Consider the following 17055-nt stretch of genomic DNA (forward strand, 5'->3'; position numbering starts at 1 on the left):
CTATTGTTGTTTTCGAGATCAGCAGGCGTTGCGCCTGCCAGCGCCAGAAGCGGTCAGACGAAGAAGGACAAGGCGCCCGTCAGCAGGGCCAACGCCGTGATCACCAGCGAGGTGAGCACCGCCCATTTGAAGGTGGCTTTCTGGAAATCACCGATATCCCTGTCGACCATTCCCACCAGCAGCAGCGTCGAAGCAACCAGCGGGCTCATGAGGTGAACCGGCTGGCCAAGCACCGAGGCGCGGGCGATCTCTACAGGGTCGATGCCGTAGGCGGCCGCCGCATTGGCCAGGATAGGTACCACGCCAAAATAATAAGCGTCGTTGGACAGCACGAAGGTCAGCGGCATGCTGGTCAGCGCCACCACCAGCGGGAACCAGTGGCTCCATGCTTCCGGAATCCAGTCCACCAGCGTCTGGGCCAATGCATCGACCATCTTGGTGCCCGAGAAAATGCCGGCAAAGATGCCAGCGGCGAACACCAGCAGCACCACGGTCATGGCGTTGCCCGAATGGGCGAGAATGCGTTCTTTCTGCACATTCAGCTGCGGGTAGTTGATCATCAGCGCGGCGACGAAACCGATCATGAACAGGATGGCTGCGTGCATCAGCCCCAGCACCAGCGCGGTCATCACCGCGATCACCAGCACCAGATTCACATAGGCCAGGCGCGGGCGCTGGTGCGGGTTGTCGCCAAGGATTTCCTGGATGTAGCAGTTGCCGCCACCGGACTCCAGGGCAATATTGCCGATACGCCGGCGCTCGGCACGGCCCAACAGGTAGGCGGTGAACACGACCCACGCCGCCCCACCAATGACGGTGGGCAACATGGGAATGAAGTACTCGGTCGCATCCAGGCCGAGCGCGGCAATGGCGCGGGTGGCCGGGCCACCCCACGGGCTCATGCCACTCATGATGCTCAAAGACAGCATCGATACGGTCGCCAGGATCATCGGGTTCATGCCGATGCGCTTGTACAGCGGCAGCATGGCAGCGCAGGTAATCATGTAAGTCGTGGTGCCATCACCGTCCAGCGCCACCAGCAGCGACAGCAGGGCGGTGCCGATAGCGATCTTTATCGGGTCGCCATTCACCCGCTTGAGAATCTTGCGGATCAGCGGGTCGAACAGGCCGGCGTCGATCATCAGGCCGAAGAACAGGATGGCGAACAGCAGCAGCGCGGCAGACGGGGCGACCATTTTCAGCCCATCGAGCATCATCTTGCCCAAGTCTGGCGCGAAACCGCCGATAACCGCGAAAACAATCGGCACGATCGTCAGCGCGACGATAGGGGACAGGCGTTTACTCATGATCAGGTAGGTGAAGGTCACCACCATGATCAGGCCCAGAAGTGCGAGCATGGTTTGTTCTCTTGTTTTTATTGTCTATGTGGCCACCTGCAGCACAGACGGCCCCCTACCCCACCCGGCAACGCCTGGCGGGGGCTGTGAAACGCTTGAGGGTGTCAGGGCTCAGCCGTGGCGGTATGGTTCGGCGACCCAGTCGGCGGTTTCAGCGCCGGGGCTGAGCACCGGTTCGCCATTCAGGCGGCGATGCAGCGTCTGGCGGTCACAGGCGTTTTCCGACAGCGAAACCACCACCGTCGCCACTGCGTTGCTGGCAAGACTCGTCAGCGCACGGGCTTCCGACATGAAGCGGTCGACCCCGATCAACAGGGCCAGGCCGGCCAGGGGAATGTCATGGATCACGGTAAGGGTCGAGGCCAGGGCCACGAAGCCGCTGCCGGTGACCCCTGCCGCGCCTTTGGAGGACAGCAGCATGATCGCCAGCATGGTGACCACCTGGCCCAGGCTCAGGTCGATGTTGCAGGCCTGTGCGATGAACACCGCTGCCAACGACAAGTAGATGGCAGTACCGTCGAGGTTGAACGAGTAGCCAGTGGGCAGCACCAGGCCAACCACGCCTTTCTGGCACCCAAGCTTCTCGAGCTTCTCGAGCATTCGCGGCAGCACCGGCTCGGTTGAAGACGTGCCCAGCACCACGAGGAACTCTTCGCGGAAATAGCGCAGCAGCTTCCATAGGCTGAAGCCATGGGCCCGGCAGATGCCACCGAGCACCACCAGTACGAAGAACGCGCAGGCGATGTACAACGTGCCTACCAGCTTGGCCAGTGAGCCAAGAGAAGTAATGCCGTACTGGCCCACGGTGAATGCCAGCGCGCCGAAAGCACCGACCGGGGCAAAGCGCATCAGGTAGCCGAAGATGCGGAACACCATGGTCGAGGCCGAGTCCAGCACGTCCAGTACCGGCTTGCCCTTTTCGCCCATCGACGAGAGGGCGAAACCGCTGAGTACGGCGATGAACAGGACCGGCAAGACCTCACCCTTGTTGAAGGCCCCTACGAAGGTGTCCGGGATGATGTGCATGAAGAACTCCACCACACTCAGCTTGGCAGCCGACGCGGTGTACTGGCTCAGGCCTGCCGTGCTCAGGGTGGCGGGATCGATGTTCATGCCGGCACCTGGCTTGAACAGGTAAACCGCCGCCAGCCCGATCACCAGGCTGACCACCGTCAGGCCCAGGAACAGCAGCAGGGTCTTGCTCATCAAGCGCCCCAGGGACCGCTTGTCGGTCATGCCGGCGATGCCGGTGACGATGGTGCAGAACACCACCGGCGCGATCATCATCTTGATCAGCTTGATGAACGCATCACCCAGCGGCTTGAGGGCCACGGCCTGTTGCGCCCAGAAATGTCCGACCACCACGCCCAGCAGGACGGCGCAGAGAATCTGGAAATACAGCGATTTGGCGAGTCTCATGAGGCATCACCCATTGTTGAAATTGTGCGGATGCGCTTGTGGTGAATGTGCAGGTCTGGATCAGGCCCTGGAGCTACCCGGCCAACCTGCGGAATGTAGGGACGTAGACGAACCCTGAGAAGAGCCGCCGGGCGGTTCGTACCACCGACGCCTGGATCGTGTTGCCATCGACACCGCTGCGGGTCAACGCGATATCGATGCCGCCACTTGGATGCTCCAGGCGGACCTCGGCCAATTGCTGCGCGCCTTCGCCCAACAGGTCGGCAATCACGGTGCCAGGGCTGACGCAGGCAGTCGCCAGCCCCACGGCGCCAGTGATCGCCAAGGCACGATGGCAGTTGTGCGGCATGAAATAGCGAACCTGCAGCGTGCCGTCGTAGCGAGGCTTGGACACCAGCACTGGCTTGGGGATGACCATGCCACTGACATCGCCCAGGCCCATGGCCTTTCCGGCCTTCAGGCGCAACGTTTCCAGCCGTTTGAGCAGCGCGCTGTTGGCGTCCAGCTGAGCAGGGGTTTCCGAGCCACTGACCCCCAGCTGGCTAGCCTCTACCAGCATCATCGGCATGGCCATATCGATGCAGGTCAGCGCAACGCCATCGATCATGTCCTTGGCCTTGCCAGTGGGGAACAGCTTGCCAGTCTTGCTGCCGACCGCGTCGAGGAAGGTCAGGTGCACCGGGGCGGCAGTACCCGGAACCCCATCGATCGCCGTGCGGCCTTCGTAGCGCACGATACCGCCGGGCGTCTCGACCAGCGAATTGACGAAGGTTCCGGTGTTCAGGTTGCGAATGCGCACCAAGGTCTTGCCGTCCTGACCTTTTACCAACCCCTGTTCGATGGCGAACGGCCCAACAGCACAGAGCATGTTGCCGCAGTTGGGGGCGGTGTCGACCCGGCGCTGAGCGACCATGACCTGCACGAACAGGTAGTCGACGTCGGCATCGGCGTGCAATGACGGGCTGATGATCGCCACCTTGCTGGTCTGTGGGCTGCCGCCACCGATGCCGTCGATTTCCAGCTCATGGCCAGAGCCCATCAGGTTGATCAGCAATTCGTCGCGCTCGACCACATTGGCAGGCAGGTCCCAGGCGTGGAAAAACGGCCCTTTGGAGGTACCGCCGCGCATGAGTACGCAAGGAATTCGTTGCATGATTTCGCACTCTTGTTGATCAATGGACATCATTGATGCTGTGAGCAAAAGAGTGACAGGGATGGATAAATCAATCCAATGCAAATATCGTAGCTATTATTGCGATTCAAACATAAATAAAGCGCCAGGCCAGTCGAAGGTTTCTTATGGAATATGAGCTGCAAGACATCAGATCTTTCGTGAAAATCGCCGAACTTGGCAGTTTTCATGAGGCCGCCGAAGCGCTTCACCTGTCCCAGCCAGCCCTGAGCCGGCGGATCAAGAAACTGGAGGAAGGCCTGGGCACGTCGCTTCTGGAACGCACCACTCGCCGGGTCAGCCTGACCAGCGTGGGCCGCGACTTCCTGCCCAAGGCCAGGCGCCTGCTGGATGATTTTGAAGACTCGATCCTCAGCATTCGCGAACTGGCCGAGCGCCAGACCGGTCAGGTTACCCTCGCCTGCATCCCTACCGCAGCGTTCTACTTCCTGCCGTCGGTGATCCGCGACTACAACGAGCAATACCCGAAAATCCGCATTCGCCTGCTGGACCTAAGCGCCAACGACGGGCTCGAAGCCGTGCTGCGTGGCGAGGCCGACTTCGGCATCAACATGATGAGCGGCCAGCACCCGGACATCGAGTTTGTCTCGCTGGTGCAAGAGCACTTCGTGCTGGCCTGCAGGCGCGACCACCCTCTGGCGAACCGCGCCTCCGTTACCTGGACAGAGCTGGCTGATTACCGCCTGATCGGCGTCGGCCGCCTGAGTGGCAACCGCATGCTGCTGGACCATGCGTTGTCCGGGCTCAACCTGCGGCCAAAATGGTTCTACGAAGTGCAACACCTGTCCACGTCGCTGGGCATGGTCGAGGCCGGGCTGGGTGTGTCGGCCATGCCCAGCCTGGCCATGCCCGACGCGGACCACCCGACGTTGGTCAGCGTGCCGCTGATCGAACCGCAGGTTAGCCGTACGCTGGGGTTGGTGTACCGACGCGGCGCATCGCTGTCGCCTGCCGCGGAGAAATTCGTTTCGATTTTGCTGCAACAGTGGCCCAACCGTTGAGTCGCCGCTGCGCAGGCAGGTGAGGTCAGGCGTTCTTGCCCAGTACGAAGCGGTCAAAATGCTCGATGTGCTCATCCAGGTTGTCTTCGAGCATCATCCGGTACTGCTCGCAGAAGTACTTCAGAATCTCCTCCCTGGCTGCCGCCAGCTCCGCGCCCGACTTGAAGCTGCGGGCGCTCATCCAGGCACTGAAGCGCGTGGCGCCGAAGGTCAGCGAGGCACTTACCTTGCCCAGGTCTTCGAATTTTTCAATCTGCTGGTTGGCCAGGTCGATGTGCGCATCGGCACGGTCATAGAAGGCCTGATCGGTAGCTTGAGTCATTGCGGTTCACCTTGTAACGGAAGCCCAAGCCTTGCATGGCGGCGCGCTTACGTGCAAGGCTGAAAAAGGACTACCCATGACGAAAAGGAAACGAAGCACCTTATGCTTGGAATCACACGTATCCATCGCTATTTGCGCCCACTGCCTGCAAAACCGACTGCAGCCAGTGGGCGTGACCTCAAGGCCAAACGTGCCGCCCGCCTCACCACGAAGCTTGCCAACCTGCTCTGCACCCCCCGCTCCGCTCCGCCTTACCTCTGCATCACCCCTGAGCGCCCCCCTGTCGACCGTGTGCCCCCTACCTGACTGCCATCGCTGCAGCTCACACACCGTACTCGCCTGTAACAGGCGGAAGGTCTGACGCAACCACAAGGGGCAACACCTGATGCTTTTCTTTCACGGTAAACGAATTTTCAGCGCCATCTTCGATATGGATGGCACCCTCTTCGACACCGAGCGCCTGCGCTTCAAGACACTGAAGCAAGCCTCGCTGGAAATCTTCGGCAAGGCGTTGAGCGAGGACACATTGATCGGCTCGCTGGGTCTGAGCGCGACCAAGGCCGAAGCCCTGGCCAAGGCACATAACGGTGAAGATTTCCCCTACGCCGAAATCCGCAAACGCGCGGATGAGCTTGAGCTGGAGTACGTGCGCAATAACGGCGTACCGATCAAGGCCGGCCTGCTGGAGGTACTGGAACGCCTGCGCAAGTCGGGTTTGACCATGGCTGTCGCCACGTCCAGCCGCCGTGCCATTGCCGAGGAATACCTGATCAACGCCAACGTGTTGAAGTACTTCGACATCACCGTTTGTGGCGATGAAGTCAGCCAAGGCAAACCTCATCCCGAGATTTTCCTCAAAGCCGCCCGCGCGCTCAATTGCGAACCTGATCAGTGCTTCATGGTCGAGGATTCCGAGAACGGCATGCTTTCAGCCATCCGTGCCGAAGGCCAGGCGATCCTGATCGAAGACATCAAACCGCCCGCTGCCGAGATCAAGGCAGGTGCGCTCAAGGCCTATCGCAGCATGCATGAGTTTCTCGCCGACCTGAGCGAGTGCGTACCCGACCTGGGCATGCCTGCGTTGAGCGAGCCGTTTCCGGCTTCGTTGAACCAGTTCAGCGTGGGTATCCATGGTTTCGGCGCCATCGGCGGTGGTTACCTGACACAGGTATTCTCCCATTGGGATGGCTACACCCGGCCCCGTGAAATCATCGCTGCGACCCGCTCGCGCATGCTGCGTGAAAGCGTCAATGCCTTCGGCCGCTACAGCGTGCGCTACGGGGCCACTTCGTTCGACCAGACCATCGACAATGTACGCATGATCGACATGGACGATGACGACGCCGTCATTGGCATGTACACCACTGCCGAAATCATCGGCCTGAGCCTGCCCGAGCAGGCCATCCGCAACCAGGCGAAGGTTATTGCCAAGGGGCTGCTGCAACGTTTCGAACGACGTGGCCGTGAGCTGACGCTGCTGATCGTGCTGAACAAGGTAGGCGGCGCCGCGTTCGTGCGCCGGCATGTGCAAGCGGAGCTGGCATTGCTGTGCCCGCCCGCGATTGGCAAGCAAGTGCTGGAAAAGACCCATTTCGCCGAAACGGTGGTCAGCCGTATCGTCTCCAAGCTCAGCAGCGACGCGTTGGTGCGCCAGTTGCGCATCAAGTCGCAGATGTTCCAGAACAGTCTGGAAGACGAGCCGGCAATCGCCACCAAGGCATCCACGCCAGTGCCTGAGTATGAACGACTGATCGGCCGCTTCAGGCCCTTCGCCCAGCCCAGCAGCGCGATGAGCCAGCTGCACTTGATCCTGTTCAACAGCGAACCCGACATGCCGCTGTATGCCGAGCACGGCAGCGAACTGCTCGAACGCCTGCGCCAGGTAAAGACGGTGCCTGACATCAACCAGATCCAGGTCATCAAGAACCGCCTGTGGAACGGCCCACATGCCATCGTTGCCTGGTATGCCAGCCTGCTGGGCCATGACTCGGTGGGCCAGGGTATGGGTGATGCACGCGTCAGCGAACTGGCCGAACGCCTGATTCGCCAGGAAGTCGGGCCCACCCTGGTGGCGGAGCACCCACAGATGGCGGAGGTGGTCAGCCGTTTTGGCGACACCTTCCTGGAACGCTGTGCAACCTCGTTCAAAGACCCTTGTGCCCGGGTGGGGCGCGACCCCTTGCGCAAGCTTCAGCGCAACGAGCGCATCCTCAGCAGTATCGACCTTGCCCGCAAGCATGGTATCGAAACCCCAGCGCTGGCGTTTGGCGCGGCCCTGGCCATTCACCATGCGTTGCGCTGCAAAGACAGCAAAGACCAGGAAGCCCAGGCGATCCGACAGGTTTATCGGGATAACCGCGACAGCGTCGAGGCCGTGCTTACCCATGACAGTGACTGTAATGGGAAGCGTTTTCCAGGGCTGGACCCGATCAGGGATACGCAACTGATTACCGCCATTTCAGATGCATTCCGGCAATACCTGCAAAGGCATATGGCGACCCGGCGGGACGACCTTTGCATAGGCGCTTAAGGTCTCCATAGGCCTGAAACCAATGCCGCGAATTGCAGGTGTAGACATGACCAGGCACCTTTGCCGTTGTTGAGGAAAGCGCCGCCATGTGTTCGCCGCAACAATTTCAGCGCCTGTGAGATCGAGCGCCGCCCGCGCGGCGCTTCGCGGGGCAAGCCCGCTCCCACATTTGTTTCGGGCCAATTAATTCTGTGGGATTTTCGCGCGAACGCCTTGGCGTACACCTCGATATCGCGTCGTACAAACAAGGCGGTCGCGCGCGTCAGGCACAGGTAATACTGGCCCGAAACAAATGTGGGAGCGGGCTTGCCCCGCGAAGCGCCGCGCGGGCGGCGCTCGATCTCACAGACGCTGAAGATGCCATGGCGAGCACTGATGCCATTGCCAGAAACCATAAAATCTCCCACATTTGTTTCTGGCCAGTTATGCCTGTGACAGACGCGCGCGACCGCCTTGTTTGTATGACGCGATATCAAGGTGTACGCCAAGGCAAAGGCCACAGGAATGACTGGCCCATAACAAATGGAGCGAGCTTGCTCGCGATGCACCGCGCGAGCGGCGCTTGATTTCGCGTAGAGCGACCGGATCATTCATCAAGCCGGGTTCGCATGCATCACTCGCCCCCCGGCCGCCGGCCGATTGACGAACAGCACGTCCAGCACACTGTTACGTAAACCCTTCACCGCATTCCAGTTTGCCGACGCATGCACATACTTGTCGCGCAACAACTGCTGTTCGTCCTCACTCAACCCCGGCTGCCGGGTTTCGCCCAAGGCAAACGCATGCAATTTGCGGCTGATCGGCAGCAACTCATCTGGTAACCGGTGTTCAGCCTGCCCACCCAACGGCGCAAACGGCACGCCCGCCCGTATCGCCAGCTCGCGCATCACGCTCAGGTACACTCGCGAAAGCTGCCCTGCCACTTCTCGCTCGCGGTACAGCGCCGCATACACCTGCTTTTGCGCCTCACTTGGCCGGCCGCCGGCAATCGGCTCCTCCCAGGTCAACACCCGCGGCCTGGGCTCACCCATTGCGGTATACGCCGAAGCCAGCAAGGTGCTCATCGTGGCATGCACCCGACTCTTACCCGCAGGCAGCCCCGCCGGCACCCGCTGGGACTGTGGCTTGCACAGCAGCACCTGTTCCAGCGTGACCTCCGGGTACCCCCCACCAATATTCGAATGCACACCCGGCACGACAATGTCGTGGCCACTGCCCACCAGCGGGAAGTTGTGCCGCTGCTCATCGCCCGCGACCAGTTGCACCATGTGCCGGGCAATGCCGGCACCCAGGCCCACGCGCAGGCCGCCATGGCGGTTGTCGGCGGGGTCGAAGTCACCCTGTAACGGCGCGATGATCGCTGCCACGGTATCGAACAGCCCGATGAAGTTGATCGTGATGTCACACACCACTGGTAACAGCCCGCCTGCGTCGTCGTGCAGCAGGTTGGCCAGGTGCCGCGCTGCGGCCGCGCCGCGGCTGAACCCGAACAGGTCGAACTCGACCCGGGCCAGCGATGCCTGCGGGTGCGCCCGGCACCAGCCCCGCAGTTGCCCGGCGATCCCCTGCAGCGCCTCGCCAACCCGGGCTTCAGCGCCGGTGCGCCCGCGCCCGGTGGCCGAGGCATAGACATGATCGGCCTCACCGGCCAAGGTGCCCACGCCCTCCACATAACGTTTCAGGAAGCGCAACGGCCCGCCAGCATCGGGCGAATCCGCCGGATACAGTGCGTGCAACAGGGCCACGTTGCTCAACGCGTCAGGGTTGCTGCCGCCCTGTTCGGCCATCGCCATGGCATTGTGCTGGTTGTTACCGGTGCCGTCGAAAAATAGCCCAAACCGCAAGGTCACGGGCGCAGGGTTTGCCCTGCTGTCGCTGCTCGATTTCATCTTCGTGCCTTCTGCTTGCCGAAAAAGCACAAGCAAGCGCCAGCACGCCGCCAGGTAACATCAGGCAAGGGCCAGGCAGCGGTGGGACATTTCGGACCGGCATGCCCCGATGGGTGGATAAATTTACCCGCTGCCATTGGTCGGCGCCCCCCCGGATGCATTAAAGTATCAACCCTCGCCCGGGCCGCTGCCTTCAGCCGCCGCAGGCCCCATACCAGGAACCGTCACCGATGGAACACCGTGAAGCGCTGACAGCGCTGCGCACCTTTCTTTCTTCCCAGATCCTAGGCCAGGAAAAACTGGTCGAACGGCTGTTGATCGTGCTGCTGGCCGACGGCCACATGCTGGTCGAAGGGGCACCGGGCCTGGCCAAGACCAAAGCCATCAAAGAACTCGCAGAAGGCATCGAAGCGCAGTTCCATCGCATACAGTTCACCCCCGACCTGCTCCCGGCAGACATCACCGGCACCGAAATCTACCGCCCGGAAACCGGCAGCTTCGTGTTCCAGCAGGGGCCAATCTTCCACAACCTGGTGCTGGCCGACGAAATCAACCGGGCCCCGGCCAAGGTCCAGTCGGCGCTGCTCGAAGCCATGGCCGAGCGCCAGGTCAGCGTGGGCCGCAGTACCTACGACCTGTCGCCACTGTTTCTGGTCATGGCCACGCAGAACCCGATCGAGCAGGAAGGCACCTATCCATTGCCCGAAGCCCAGCTCGACCGCTTCCTGATGCACGTCAAAATCGGCTTCCCCGACGCCGCCGTGGAGCGACGCATCCTGGCCCAGGCCCGCGGCGAGGCGCTGGGGGGCGAAGTGAAGCCCGAGCGCCGGGTCAGCCAGCAGGCCATCTTTGCCGCGCGCAAGGAAATCCTTGGCCTGTACATGGCCGACGCGGTGGAGGAATACCTGGTCCAACTGGTGATGGCTACCCGCACCCCAGCCAAGTTCGACGCCGAACTGGCCGACTGGATCGCCTACGGTGCCAGCCCGCGCGGTTCCATTTCACTGGACCGCTGCGCACGTGCCCACGCCTGGCTGGCCGGGCGCGACTTCGTCAGCCCCGAAGACATCCAGGCCGTGCTGTTCGACGTACTGCGCCACCGCATCATCCTCTCGTTCGAGGCCGAGGCTGCGGGGATAGACCAGGACCGCGTGGTCCAGCGCATCCTCGACGTCGTCGCCGTTGCCTGACCCCATGCCCACTGCGCAGCTGGCCGAACCCGGCATCCGCATCGGCCTTGCCGAGCTGATCGACATGCGCCACCGCGTGCGCGAAATCCAGCTGTTTTCCAAGCCTGGCCAGCGCAGCCCGCTGGTCGGCCTGCACCACTCCAAGCTGCGCGGGCGCGGCGTGGACTTCGACCAGGTGCGCGTCTACCAGGCCGGCGACGATGTGCGCAACATCGACTGGCGCGTCACCGCGCGCACCCAGGAACCGCACACCAAGTTGTTCCACGAGGAGCGCGAGCGGCCAATCTTCATACTTGTCGAGCAAAGCCAGCGCCTGTTCTTCGGTTCGGGGCAGATGTTCAAGTCGGTGCTGGCGGCCCAGGCCGCGGCCCTGTTCGGCTGGGCGGCGCTGGGCCACAACGATCGCATCGGCGGGCTGGTGTTCGGCGACAACGACCCCCACGAAATCAAGCCCCGGCGCAGCAAGCAAAGCCTGCTGCAACTGCTCAACCGCCTGGCCAAGGTCAACCAGTCGCTGCACACCGAAGCCGTCCCCCAGGCCGACAGCCTTGGCCTGGCCCTGCGGCGGGCGCGTGAAGTACTGCGCCCGGGCAGCCTGGCCATTGTCATCTGTGACGAGCGCTCGTTGACCGCACAGTGCGAACAGCATCTCGCCATGCTCTCGCGCCATTGCGACTTGCTGCTGTTGCCTGTATCCGACCCGCTCGACCACGCCCTGCCCGCCGCCGGCCTGTTACGCTTTGCCCAGCGCAGCGCACAGCTGGAACTCGACACCCTGGACGCCAACCTGCGCCATGCCTATCGCAAGCAAGCCGAGGCACGCGTCGAACGCTGGGAGCTGATGGCCCAGAAGCTGCGCGTCGTGCTGATGCCGCTGAGCACGCAAAGCGAAATGATCGAGCAACTGCGCGAGTACCTGAACGCCCAGCGGCCACGGAGCGCGTCATGAACCCACTCGACCAGCTGCACCCGCTGCTCGACCCGGCACCGATCGGCCTGTGGCCACCGGCACCCGGCTGGTGGGCACTGCTGGCCATCTTGCCAGTGCTGGGCTGGGGCCTGTGGCGGCTGCGGCGCTGGCGCCCGGGCAAACGCCGTGTCGTACGCGCCGAGCAACCGCTGGACCCTGTGCGTGTCGAGGCCTTGGCCGAGCTGGCCCGCCTGCCACGCCCGTACGATGGCGCGCCTGCCGGTGCCTGGCTGCAACAGATCAACGCCCTGCTCAAGCGCCTGTGCCGCAACCACTACCCGGGCGCCAACAGCCACACCCTTAACGGCCGCCAGTGGCTGGCGTTTCTCGACAACCGCTGCCCGGCCGCCGGACTGACCCGCTGGATGGTGCTGGTCGAAGGCGCCTATAAACCCGAGTGCAAGCTCGACGACAAAGCCATTGCCGGCCTCAGCCAAGCCGTCGAAACCTGGATCCGCAAGCATGTTTGAACTGGCCTGGCCGTGGGTCTTCGCCCTGCTGCCGCTGCCGTGGCTGGCACGCCTGCTGCTGCCCGCCGCCGACAGCGGCGAGCCGGTGCTCAAGGTGGGTTTCCTCAACGAACTGGAAGGCCTGGCCGGGCGCCGGGCGCGGCTCAACCTGCCCACCTGGCGCCAGCAGGCGCCGTTCGTGATCATCTGGCTGTTGCTGCTGTGCGCCGCTGCCCGTCCCCAATGGCTGGGCGAACCGGTGCCGATCGCTGCCAGCGGCCGCGACCTGCTGGTGGCAGTGGATGTGTCCGGGTCGATGGACTTCCCCGACATGCAGTGGCAGAACGAGGACATCAGCCGCCTGGACTTGGTCAAGGCGCTGCTTGGCGACTTTCTGCAGGACCGTGAAGGCGACCGCGTAGGCCTGATCCTGTTCGGCAGCCAGGCCTACCTGCAGGCGCCGCTCACCTTCGATCGGCGCACCGTGCGCACGTTCCTCGACGAGGCGCAAATCGGCATCGCCGGCAAGAACACCGCTATCGGCGACGCCATTGGCCTGGCCGTCAAGCGCCTGCGCCAACGCCCGGCACAGAGCCGGGTGCTGGTACTGATCACTGACGGCGCCAACAACGGCGGGCAGATCCACCCGCTGACCGCCGCCCGCCTGGCAGCCCAGGAAGGCGTGCGCATCTACACCATCGGCATCGGGGCCAACCCCGAAGCCAGTGGCACCCCCGGGCTGCTCGGTCTCAACCCAAGCCTGGACCTGGACGAAGCCGCGCTCAAGGAAATTGCCGACATCACCCACGGTGCCTACTTCCGCGCCCATGACGGCGCCGAACTGGACACCATCGGCGACACCCTCGACCAGCTCGAACCGGTGGCCCAGCAACCAACCCAGGCCCGCACGGCCCGGGCCCTGTACGCCTGGCCACTGGCCCTGGCGCTGCTGCTCAGCGTGCTGCTGGTGGTGGCCGTGCAATGGCCCGACAACCTGCTGCAGCGCCTGATGCGCAAACCGCGCTTCCTGCAGCCGCACCCGGAATGGCGCCAGCGCCTGAAGCGCCTGCGGTTGAGGAGGCGGCGATGATCGACCTGTGGCCACAATGGCTGCGCCCGCTGTGGCTGCTCGCCGTGCCCCTGCTCGGCTGGCTGCTGTACAAGCTGTGGCACCGGCGCAAACGCGCCGGGCGCTGGCAGATGATCCTGCCACCGGCGTTCCATGGCGTGCTGCTGGGCGGCGGTAGCGGCAGCACCAGCAAGCTGCCGTGGGTGGCGCTGGGCCTGGCCTGGCTTCTGGTGATCCTGGCGCTGCTCGGGCCCAGCTGGCAGCGCGTGGCAGAAAGCCGCCAGCGCCCGGCCGACCCGCTGGTGATCCTGCTGGAACTGACCCCGCAGATGCTTGCCGAGGACAGCCCGCCCAACCGCCTGGAACAGGCCCGGCGCAAAATACTCGACCTGCTGGAACACCGCCGCGACAGCCAGACGGCGCTGGTGGTGTATGCCGGCTCCGCGCACACGGTGGTGCCGCTGTCTGACGACCTGGCCACCACCCGCAACTTGCTCGAGGCCATCGACCCGTCGATCATGCCAAAGCCCGGCCAGCGTGCCGATCTGGCCGTGCAAAAAGGCCTGGCGCTTCTGGCCCAGAGCGGCCTCGGCCAAGGCCGCCTGCTCCTGATAGGCTCGGCGCTCAGCCCCGCCGAGCGCCAGGGCATCGTCCAGGCCCTCGGCCGCCAGGGCCCAAGCCTGTTGATGCTGGGCATCGGCAGCCGCGAAGGCGCCCCGGTGCGCCAGGCCAATGGCGAATACCTTAAAGACGACCAGGGCGGCATCCTCTTGCCTCGCCTGGACAGCGCCAGCCTGAAAGCTTTCATCAGCGGCACTGGCGGGCGCTACCGGCATGCCCGCATTGACGACCTCGACCTGCGTGGCCTGGGCCTGTTCGACAACCCGCGGCACGGGCGCAACGACGGCCAAACCCTGCAACTGGACAGCTGGGCCGACCAAGGCTACTGGCTGCTGCTTCCCCTGTTGCTGCTGGCCGCCTGTGGCGGACGGCGCGGCTGGCTGTTCTGCCTGCCGCTGCTTGTGGCCCTGCCGCAGCCCAGCCAGGCCTTCGAGTTCAACGACCTGTGGCTACGCCCCGACCAGCAAGGCCAGCGCTTGCTGCAACAAAACCGCCCGGCCAGCGCGGCGCGGCACTTCCACGACCCGCAGTGGCGCGGCATGGCGCTGTACCAGGCTGGCGACTACGCCGGTGCCGCCGAGGCCTTTTCCCAAGGCGACACGGCCGCAGCCCACTACAATCGAGGCAATGCCCTGGCCCACAGCGGCGAACTGGAAGCCGCTCTGGACGCCTACGAACAAGCGCTGGAGCGCCAGCCCGACCTGCAAGCGGCACTGGAGAACCAGGCCCTGGTGCAGCAAATGCTGCAACAGCGTGAGGCCAAGGCCGAGGAGCAACCGCCCGGCAACGATGCCCAAGGCACGCCCGGTAGCGAAACCGAAGGCAACAGCAGTTCGGCCAGCAGCCCTGCCCAAGGCACACCCGGCAACGAAGAACAAGCCAGCGCCGAACAGCCTGGCGAAAGCAGCAGCAACAGCCAGGCCACGCCCGGTAACCAGGCCGGGGGGGACGACAGCGTCATCCAGCCGCCACAGCGCCCGGTATCGACCAGCCTCGACGCAGAACAGCGCCAGGCCCTGGAACAATGGCTGCGGGAGATCCCCGACAACCCGGCGGAGCTGCTGCGGCGCAAATTCTGGTATGAACAGCAATTGCATCAGGAAAACCCACAATGAGTCGCCTCGGCGTCTTTCTCCTCACCCTGCTATGGGCTGTTCTGGCCCACGCCGAACCGCTCCTGCAGGCCAGCGTCGACCGTACCCGCCTGGAAGCCGGCGAAAGCCTGGAACTGACCCTGGAAAGCCAGGACGTCACCCAGTTCGGCAAACCCGACCTGCGGGCCCTGGAAGGAGACTTCGAAGTGCGCGGCACGCGCCAGCTGAACAGCCTGCACACCCTCGATGGTGAAACCCGTGCCAGCACTCGCTGGATCATCACCCTGCTACCAAGGCGCAGCGGCAGCCTGCGTATTCCCGAACTGCAACTGGGCCAGTCACACAGCCAGGCCATCGAACTGCAAGTGCTGCAGGCCGATGCCAGCCGGCAAGACACCTCTCAAGTATTCATCGAGGCAGCCCTCGACAGCAGCGACGTCTACGTCCAGGCCCAGGCCGTGCTGACCTTGCGCATCTACCACTCGGTAGCGCTGTATGACGACAGCAGCCTGAGCCCGCTGCAGCTGGAAAACGCCAAAGTCGAGCCACTGGGCGAATCGCGCACCTATGAGAAGGAAATCAACGGCGTACGCCACGGCGTGATTGAAACGCGCTATGCCGTTTACGCCCAGCAAAGCGGCACCCTTGAAATCCCACCGCTGACCTTCACCGCTACCGCTGCGGCCAGCAACGACGAAGCCGCGCAGGCCAACGGCACGGCCCGCGCCGGTCGCCAGGTGCAGGTCAGTTCGCTGCCGTTGCGCCTCAGCGTGCGGCCAATTCCGGCAGCCTGGCCTGCCGGCGTACCGTGGCTGCCAGCCCGCAGCCTGACCCTGGAAGAACATTGGAACCCCGACCCCGGCAGCCAGCCGGTGCAGATTGGCGACTCGCTGACGCGCAATATCACCCTGCGCGCAGAAGGCTTGTCCAGCACCCAGTTGCCACCACTGCCGGCCACTGAGATCACCGGCCTGCGCCGCTACCCCGACCAGCCGCTGCTGCGCAACGAAATCAACGAACGCGGCATGACCGCCAACCGCGAAGAGCGCGAAGCCCTGGTACCGACCCACGCCGGGACCCTGGCCCTGCCGGCCCTGGAAGTGGCCTGGTGGAACACCCGCGAGGACCACCTGGAGCACAGCAGCCTGCCGGCGCGCACGCTGAACGTGCAGGACAACCCGGCGCTGAGCGCCGACACCCCGGTGGGTGACAACAGCAGCGCCAGCACCCTGCTGTGGCCCTGGCAACTGGCCACACTGGTGTTCGCCCTGACCACCGTGCTGGGCTTTGCCCTGTGGTGGCGCGCCCGTTCGCGGCCGGCGGTGCTGCGCGCCGCGCAGAACGGGCCAAGCCCACGCACCTTGCTGGACGACCTCAAGCGGGCATGCCAGGCAAACGACCCCCAGGCTACGCGCCAGGCGCTGGATGCCTGGGCCCGGCAGCAACCGGAAACCCTGGCCGAGATGGCGGCGCGCTTCGTGCCGTTGTCGGATGCGCTGGATGGGTTGAACGGGGCGTTGTACAGCGAGAGTGGGCAGTATTGGCAGGGGGAGGATTTATGGCGGGCGATTGGTACCATTCCGCCGGCTGAGCAGGTGCTGCTGCCGACGGGTGAGAATGGCAGCTTGCCGCCGCTCTATCCCAAGTAGGCCGACGGGGGTTCGTCGTAAGGGTTTCAGCGCCTGTGGGATCGAGCGCCGCCCGCGCGGCGCATCGCGAGCTGCGCTCGCTCCTACGTTTGTTTCGGACCAATTATTCCTGGCGGATTTGCGCGCGAACGCCTTGGCGCATGACTCGATATTGAAGGGTACAAACAAGGCGGTCGCGCGCCGCCATCACAGGCGTGATTGGCCCGAAACAAACGTAGATACTCTGTTGGAGGTCAAGTTTTTTTGAGGTGCTCAGCGCTGAACAGCTTGGCCGTATCAAAGGGCTCATCGCCACGCATGCA

At 63.8% G+C, this 17055-nt stretch carries 15 protein-coding genes; 8 read left to right on the forward strand and 7 right to left on the reverse strand.

Features of this window, described 5'->3' with window-relative positions:
* Positions 1-53: 53 nt before the first annotated feature.
* The 3 genes from E8E68_RS13855 to E8E68_RS13865 form a co-directional block, all read right to left on the reverse strand.
* Positions 54-1358, reverse strand: a complete 1305-nt coding sequence (locus E8E68_RS13855; protein WP_280342222.1) for a citrate:proton symporter — start codon at positions 1356-1358, stop codon at positions 54-56.
* Between the two features lie 111 nt (positions 1359-1469).
* Positions 1470-2777 carry a dicarboxylate/amino acid:cation symporter gene (locus E8E68_RS13860; RefSeq protein ID WP_280342225.1) on the reverse strand — a complete coding sequence of 436 codons (1308 nt, stop codon included), beginning with the start codon at positions 2775-2777 and terminating at the stop codon, positions 1470-1472.
* Between the two features lie 73 nt (positions 2778-2850).
* Entirely contained in the window at positions 2851-3930 is a 1080-nt protein-coding gene (locus E8E68_RS13865) for a 4-oxalomesaconate tautomerase (RefSeq protein ID WP_280342227.1), read from the reverse strand.
* Between the two features lie 146 nt (positions 3931-4076).
* Between E8E68_RS13865 and E8E68_RS13870 the strand changes: the two genes are divergently transcribed.
* The gene (locus E8E68_RS13870; RefSeq protein ID WP_110748476.1) at positions 4077-4970 is read left to right on the forward strand and encodes a LysR family transcriptional regulator; all 894 of its coding nucleotides are present in this window, start codon (positions 4077-4079) and stop codon (positions 4968-4970) included.
* A gap of 25 nt (positions 4971-4995) precedes the next feature.
* On the opposite strand, the gene E8E68_RS13875 is transcribed toward E8E68_RS13870, so the two are convergent.
* Positions 4996-5292, reverse strand: coding sequence for a DUF3144 domain-containing protein (locus E8E68_RS13875; protein ID WP_110748479.1), 297 nt, complete (start codon positions 5290-5292; stop codon positions 4996-4998).
* Between the two features lie 385 nt (positions 5293-5677).
* Between E8E68_RS13875 and E8E68_RS13880 the strand changes: the two genes are divergently transcribed.
* Entirely contained in the window at positions 5678-7822 is a 2145-nt protein-coding gene (locus E8E68_RS13880; protein WP_280342232.1) for an HAD-IA family hydrolase, read from the forward strand.
* On the opposite strand, the gene E8E68_RS13885 is transcribed toward E8E68_RS13880, so the two are convergent.
* Positions 7819-8412: a hypothetical protein gene (locus tag E8E68_RS13885; protein WP_280342234.1), complete on the reverse strand. Its 594-nt coding sequence runs from the start codon at positions 8410-8412 to the stop codon at positions 7819-7821. The two genes, E8E68_RS13880 and E8E68_RS13885, sit on opposite strands and share 4 nt — an antisense overlap.
* Before the next feature lie 3 nt (positions 8413-8415).
* The gene (locus E8E68_RS13890) at positions 8416-9711 is read right to left on the reverse strand and encodes a DUF2235 domain-containing protein (RefSeq protein ID WP_280342237.1); all 1296 of its coding nucleotides are present in this window, start codon (positions 9709-9711) and stop codon (positions 8416-8418) included.
* Between the two features lie 230 nt (positions 9712-9941).
* On the opposite strand from E8E68_RS13890, the gene E8E68_RS13895 reads away from it, so the two are divergent.
* The 6 genes from E8E68_RS13895 to E8E68_RS13920 are packed head-to-tail and all read left to right on the forward strand — an operon-like array spanning position 9942 to position 16753.
* Positions 9942-10901 carry a MoxR family ATPase gene (locus tag E8E68_RS13895; protein WP_110748431.1) on the forward strand — a complete coding sequence of 320 codons (960 nt, stop codon included), beginning with the start codon at positions 9942-9944 and terminating at the stop codon, positions 10899-10901.
* 4 nt (positions 10902-10905) lie between these two features.
* A complete protein-coding gene (locus tag E8E68_RS13900) occupies positions 10906-11850 on the forward strand; it encodes a DUF58 domain-containing protein (protein WP_110748449.1) in 945 nt (314 codons plus the stop codon).
* Positions 11847-12341 (forward strand): DUF4381 domain-containing protein, encoded by a 495-nt coding sequence (locus E8E68_RS13905; RefSeq protein ID WP_110748434.1) that lies wholly within the window; start codon positions 11847-11849, stop codon positions 12339-12341. Before E8E68_RS13900 ends, E8E68_RS13905 begins: the two co-directional genes overlap by 4 nt.
* Positions 12334-13410, forward strand: a complete 1077-nt coding sequence (locus E8E68_RS13910) for a VWA domain-containing protein (RefSeq protein WP_110748439.1) — start codon at positions 12334-12336, stop codon at positions 13408-13410. Before E8E68_RS13905 ends, E8E68_RS13910 begins: the two co-directional genes overlap by 8 nt.
* Positions 13407-15125, forward strand: a complete 1719-nt coding sequence (locus E8E68_RS13915; RefSeq protein ID WP_280342244.1) for a tetratricopeptide repeat protein — start codon at positions 13407-13409, stop codon at positions 15123-15125. The genes E8E68_RS13910 and E8E68_RS13915 overlap by 4 nt, the downstream gene beginning before the upstream one ends.
* A complete protein-coding gene (locus E8E68_RS13920; RefSeq protein ID WP_280342247.1) occupies positions 15122-16753 on the forward strand; it encodes a BatD family protein in 1632 nt (543 codons plus the stop codon). Before E8E68_RS13915 ends, E8E68_RS13920 begins: the two co-directional genes overlap by 4 nt.
* Positions 16754-16856: 103 nt before the next feature.
* Here E8E68_RS13920 and E8E68_RS13925 read toward each other — a convergent pair.
* A partial coding sequence (locus tag E8E68_RS13925; RefSeq protein WP_280342250.1) for a hypothetical protein occupies positions 16857-17055 on the reverse strand: 199 nt, incomplete at its 5' end.

The sequence above is a fragment of the Pseudomonas sp. BN607 genome (genome assembly GCF_029871175.1).
In the GTDB taxonomy this organism is placed as follows: domain Bacteria; phylum Pseudomonadota; class Gammaproteobacteria; order Pseudomonadales; family Pseudomonadaceae; genus Aquipseudomonas.

Bases quoted from the DNA above. Each gene is read 5' to 3' on its own strand.
- E8E68_RS13855 (WP_280342222.1), bottom strand. From the start codon at position 1,358: ATGCTCGCACTTCTGGGCCTGATCATGGTGGTGACCTTCACCTACCTG.
- E8E68_RS13860 (WP_280342225.1), bottom strand. From the start codon at position 2,777: ATGAGACTCGCCAAATCGCTGTATTTCCAGATTCTCTGCGCCGTCCTG.
- E8E68_RS13865 (WP_280342227.1), bottom strand. From the start codon at position 3,930: ATGCAACGAATTCCTTGCGTACTCATGCGCGGCGGTACCTCCAAAGGG.
- E8E68_RS13870 (WP_110748476.1), top strand. From the start codon at position 4,077: ATGGAATATGAGCTGCAAGACATCAGATCTTTCGTGAAAATCGCCGAA.
- E8E68_RS13875 (WP_110748479.1), bottom strand. From the start codon at position 5,292: ATGACTCAAGCTACCGATCAGGCCTTCTATGACCGTGCCGATGCGCAC.
- E8E68_RS13880 (WP_280342232.1), top strand. From the start codon at position 5,678: ATGCTTTTCTTTCACGGTAAACGAATTTTCAGCGCCATCTTCGATATG.
- E8E68_RS13885 (WP_280342234.1), bottom strand. From the start codon at position 8,412: ATGATCCGGTCGCTCTACGCGAAATCAAGCGCCGCTCGCGCGGTGCAT.
- E8E68_RS13890 (WP_280342237.1), bottom strand. From the start codon at position 9,711: ATGAAATCGAGCAGCGACAGCAGGGCAAACCCTGCGCCCGTGACCTTG.
- E8E68_RS13895 (WP_110748431.1), top strand. From the start codon at position 9,942: ATGGAACACCGTGAAGCGCTGACAGCGCTGCGCACCTTTCTTTCTTCC.
- E8E68_RS13900 (WP_110748449.1), top strand. From the start codon at position 10,906: ATGCCCACTGCGCAGCTGGCCGAACCCGGCATCCGCATCGGCCTTGCC.
- E8E68_RS13905 (WP_110748434.1), top strand. From the start codon at position 11,847: ATGAACCCACTCGACCAGCTGCACCCGCTGCTCGACCCGGCACCGATC.
- E8E68_RS13910 (WP_110748439.1), top strand. From the start codon at position 12,334: ATGTTTGAACTGGCCTGGCCGTGGGTCTTCGCCCTGCTGCCGCTGCCG.
- E8E68_RS13915 (WP_280342244.1), top strand. From the start codon at position 13,407: ATGATCGACCTGTGGCCACAATGGCTGCGCCCGCTGTGGCTGCTCGCC.
- E8E68_RS13920 (WP_280342247.1), top strand. From the start codon at position 15,122: ATGAGTCGCCTCGGCGTCTTTCTCCTCACCCTGCTATGGGCTGTTCTG.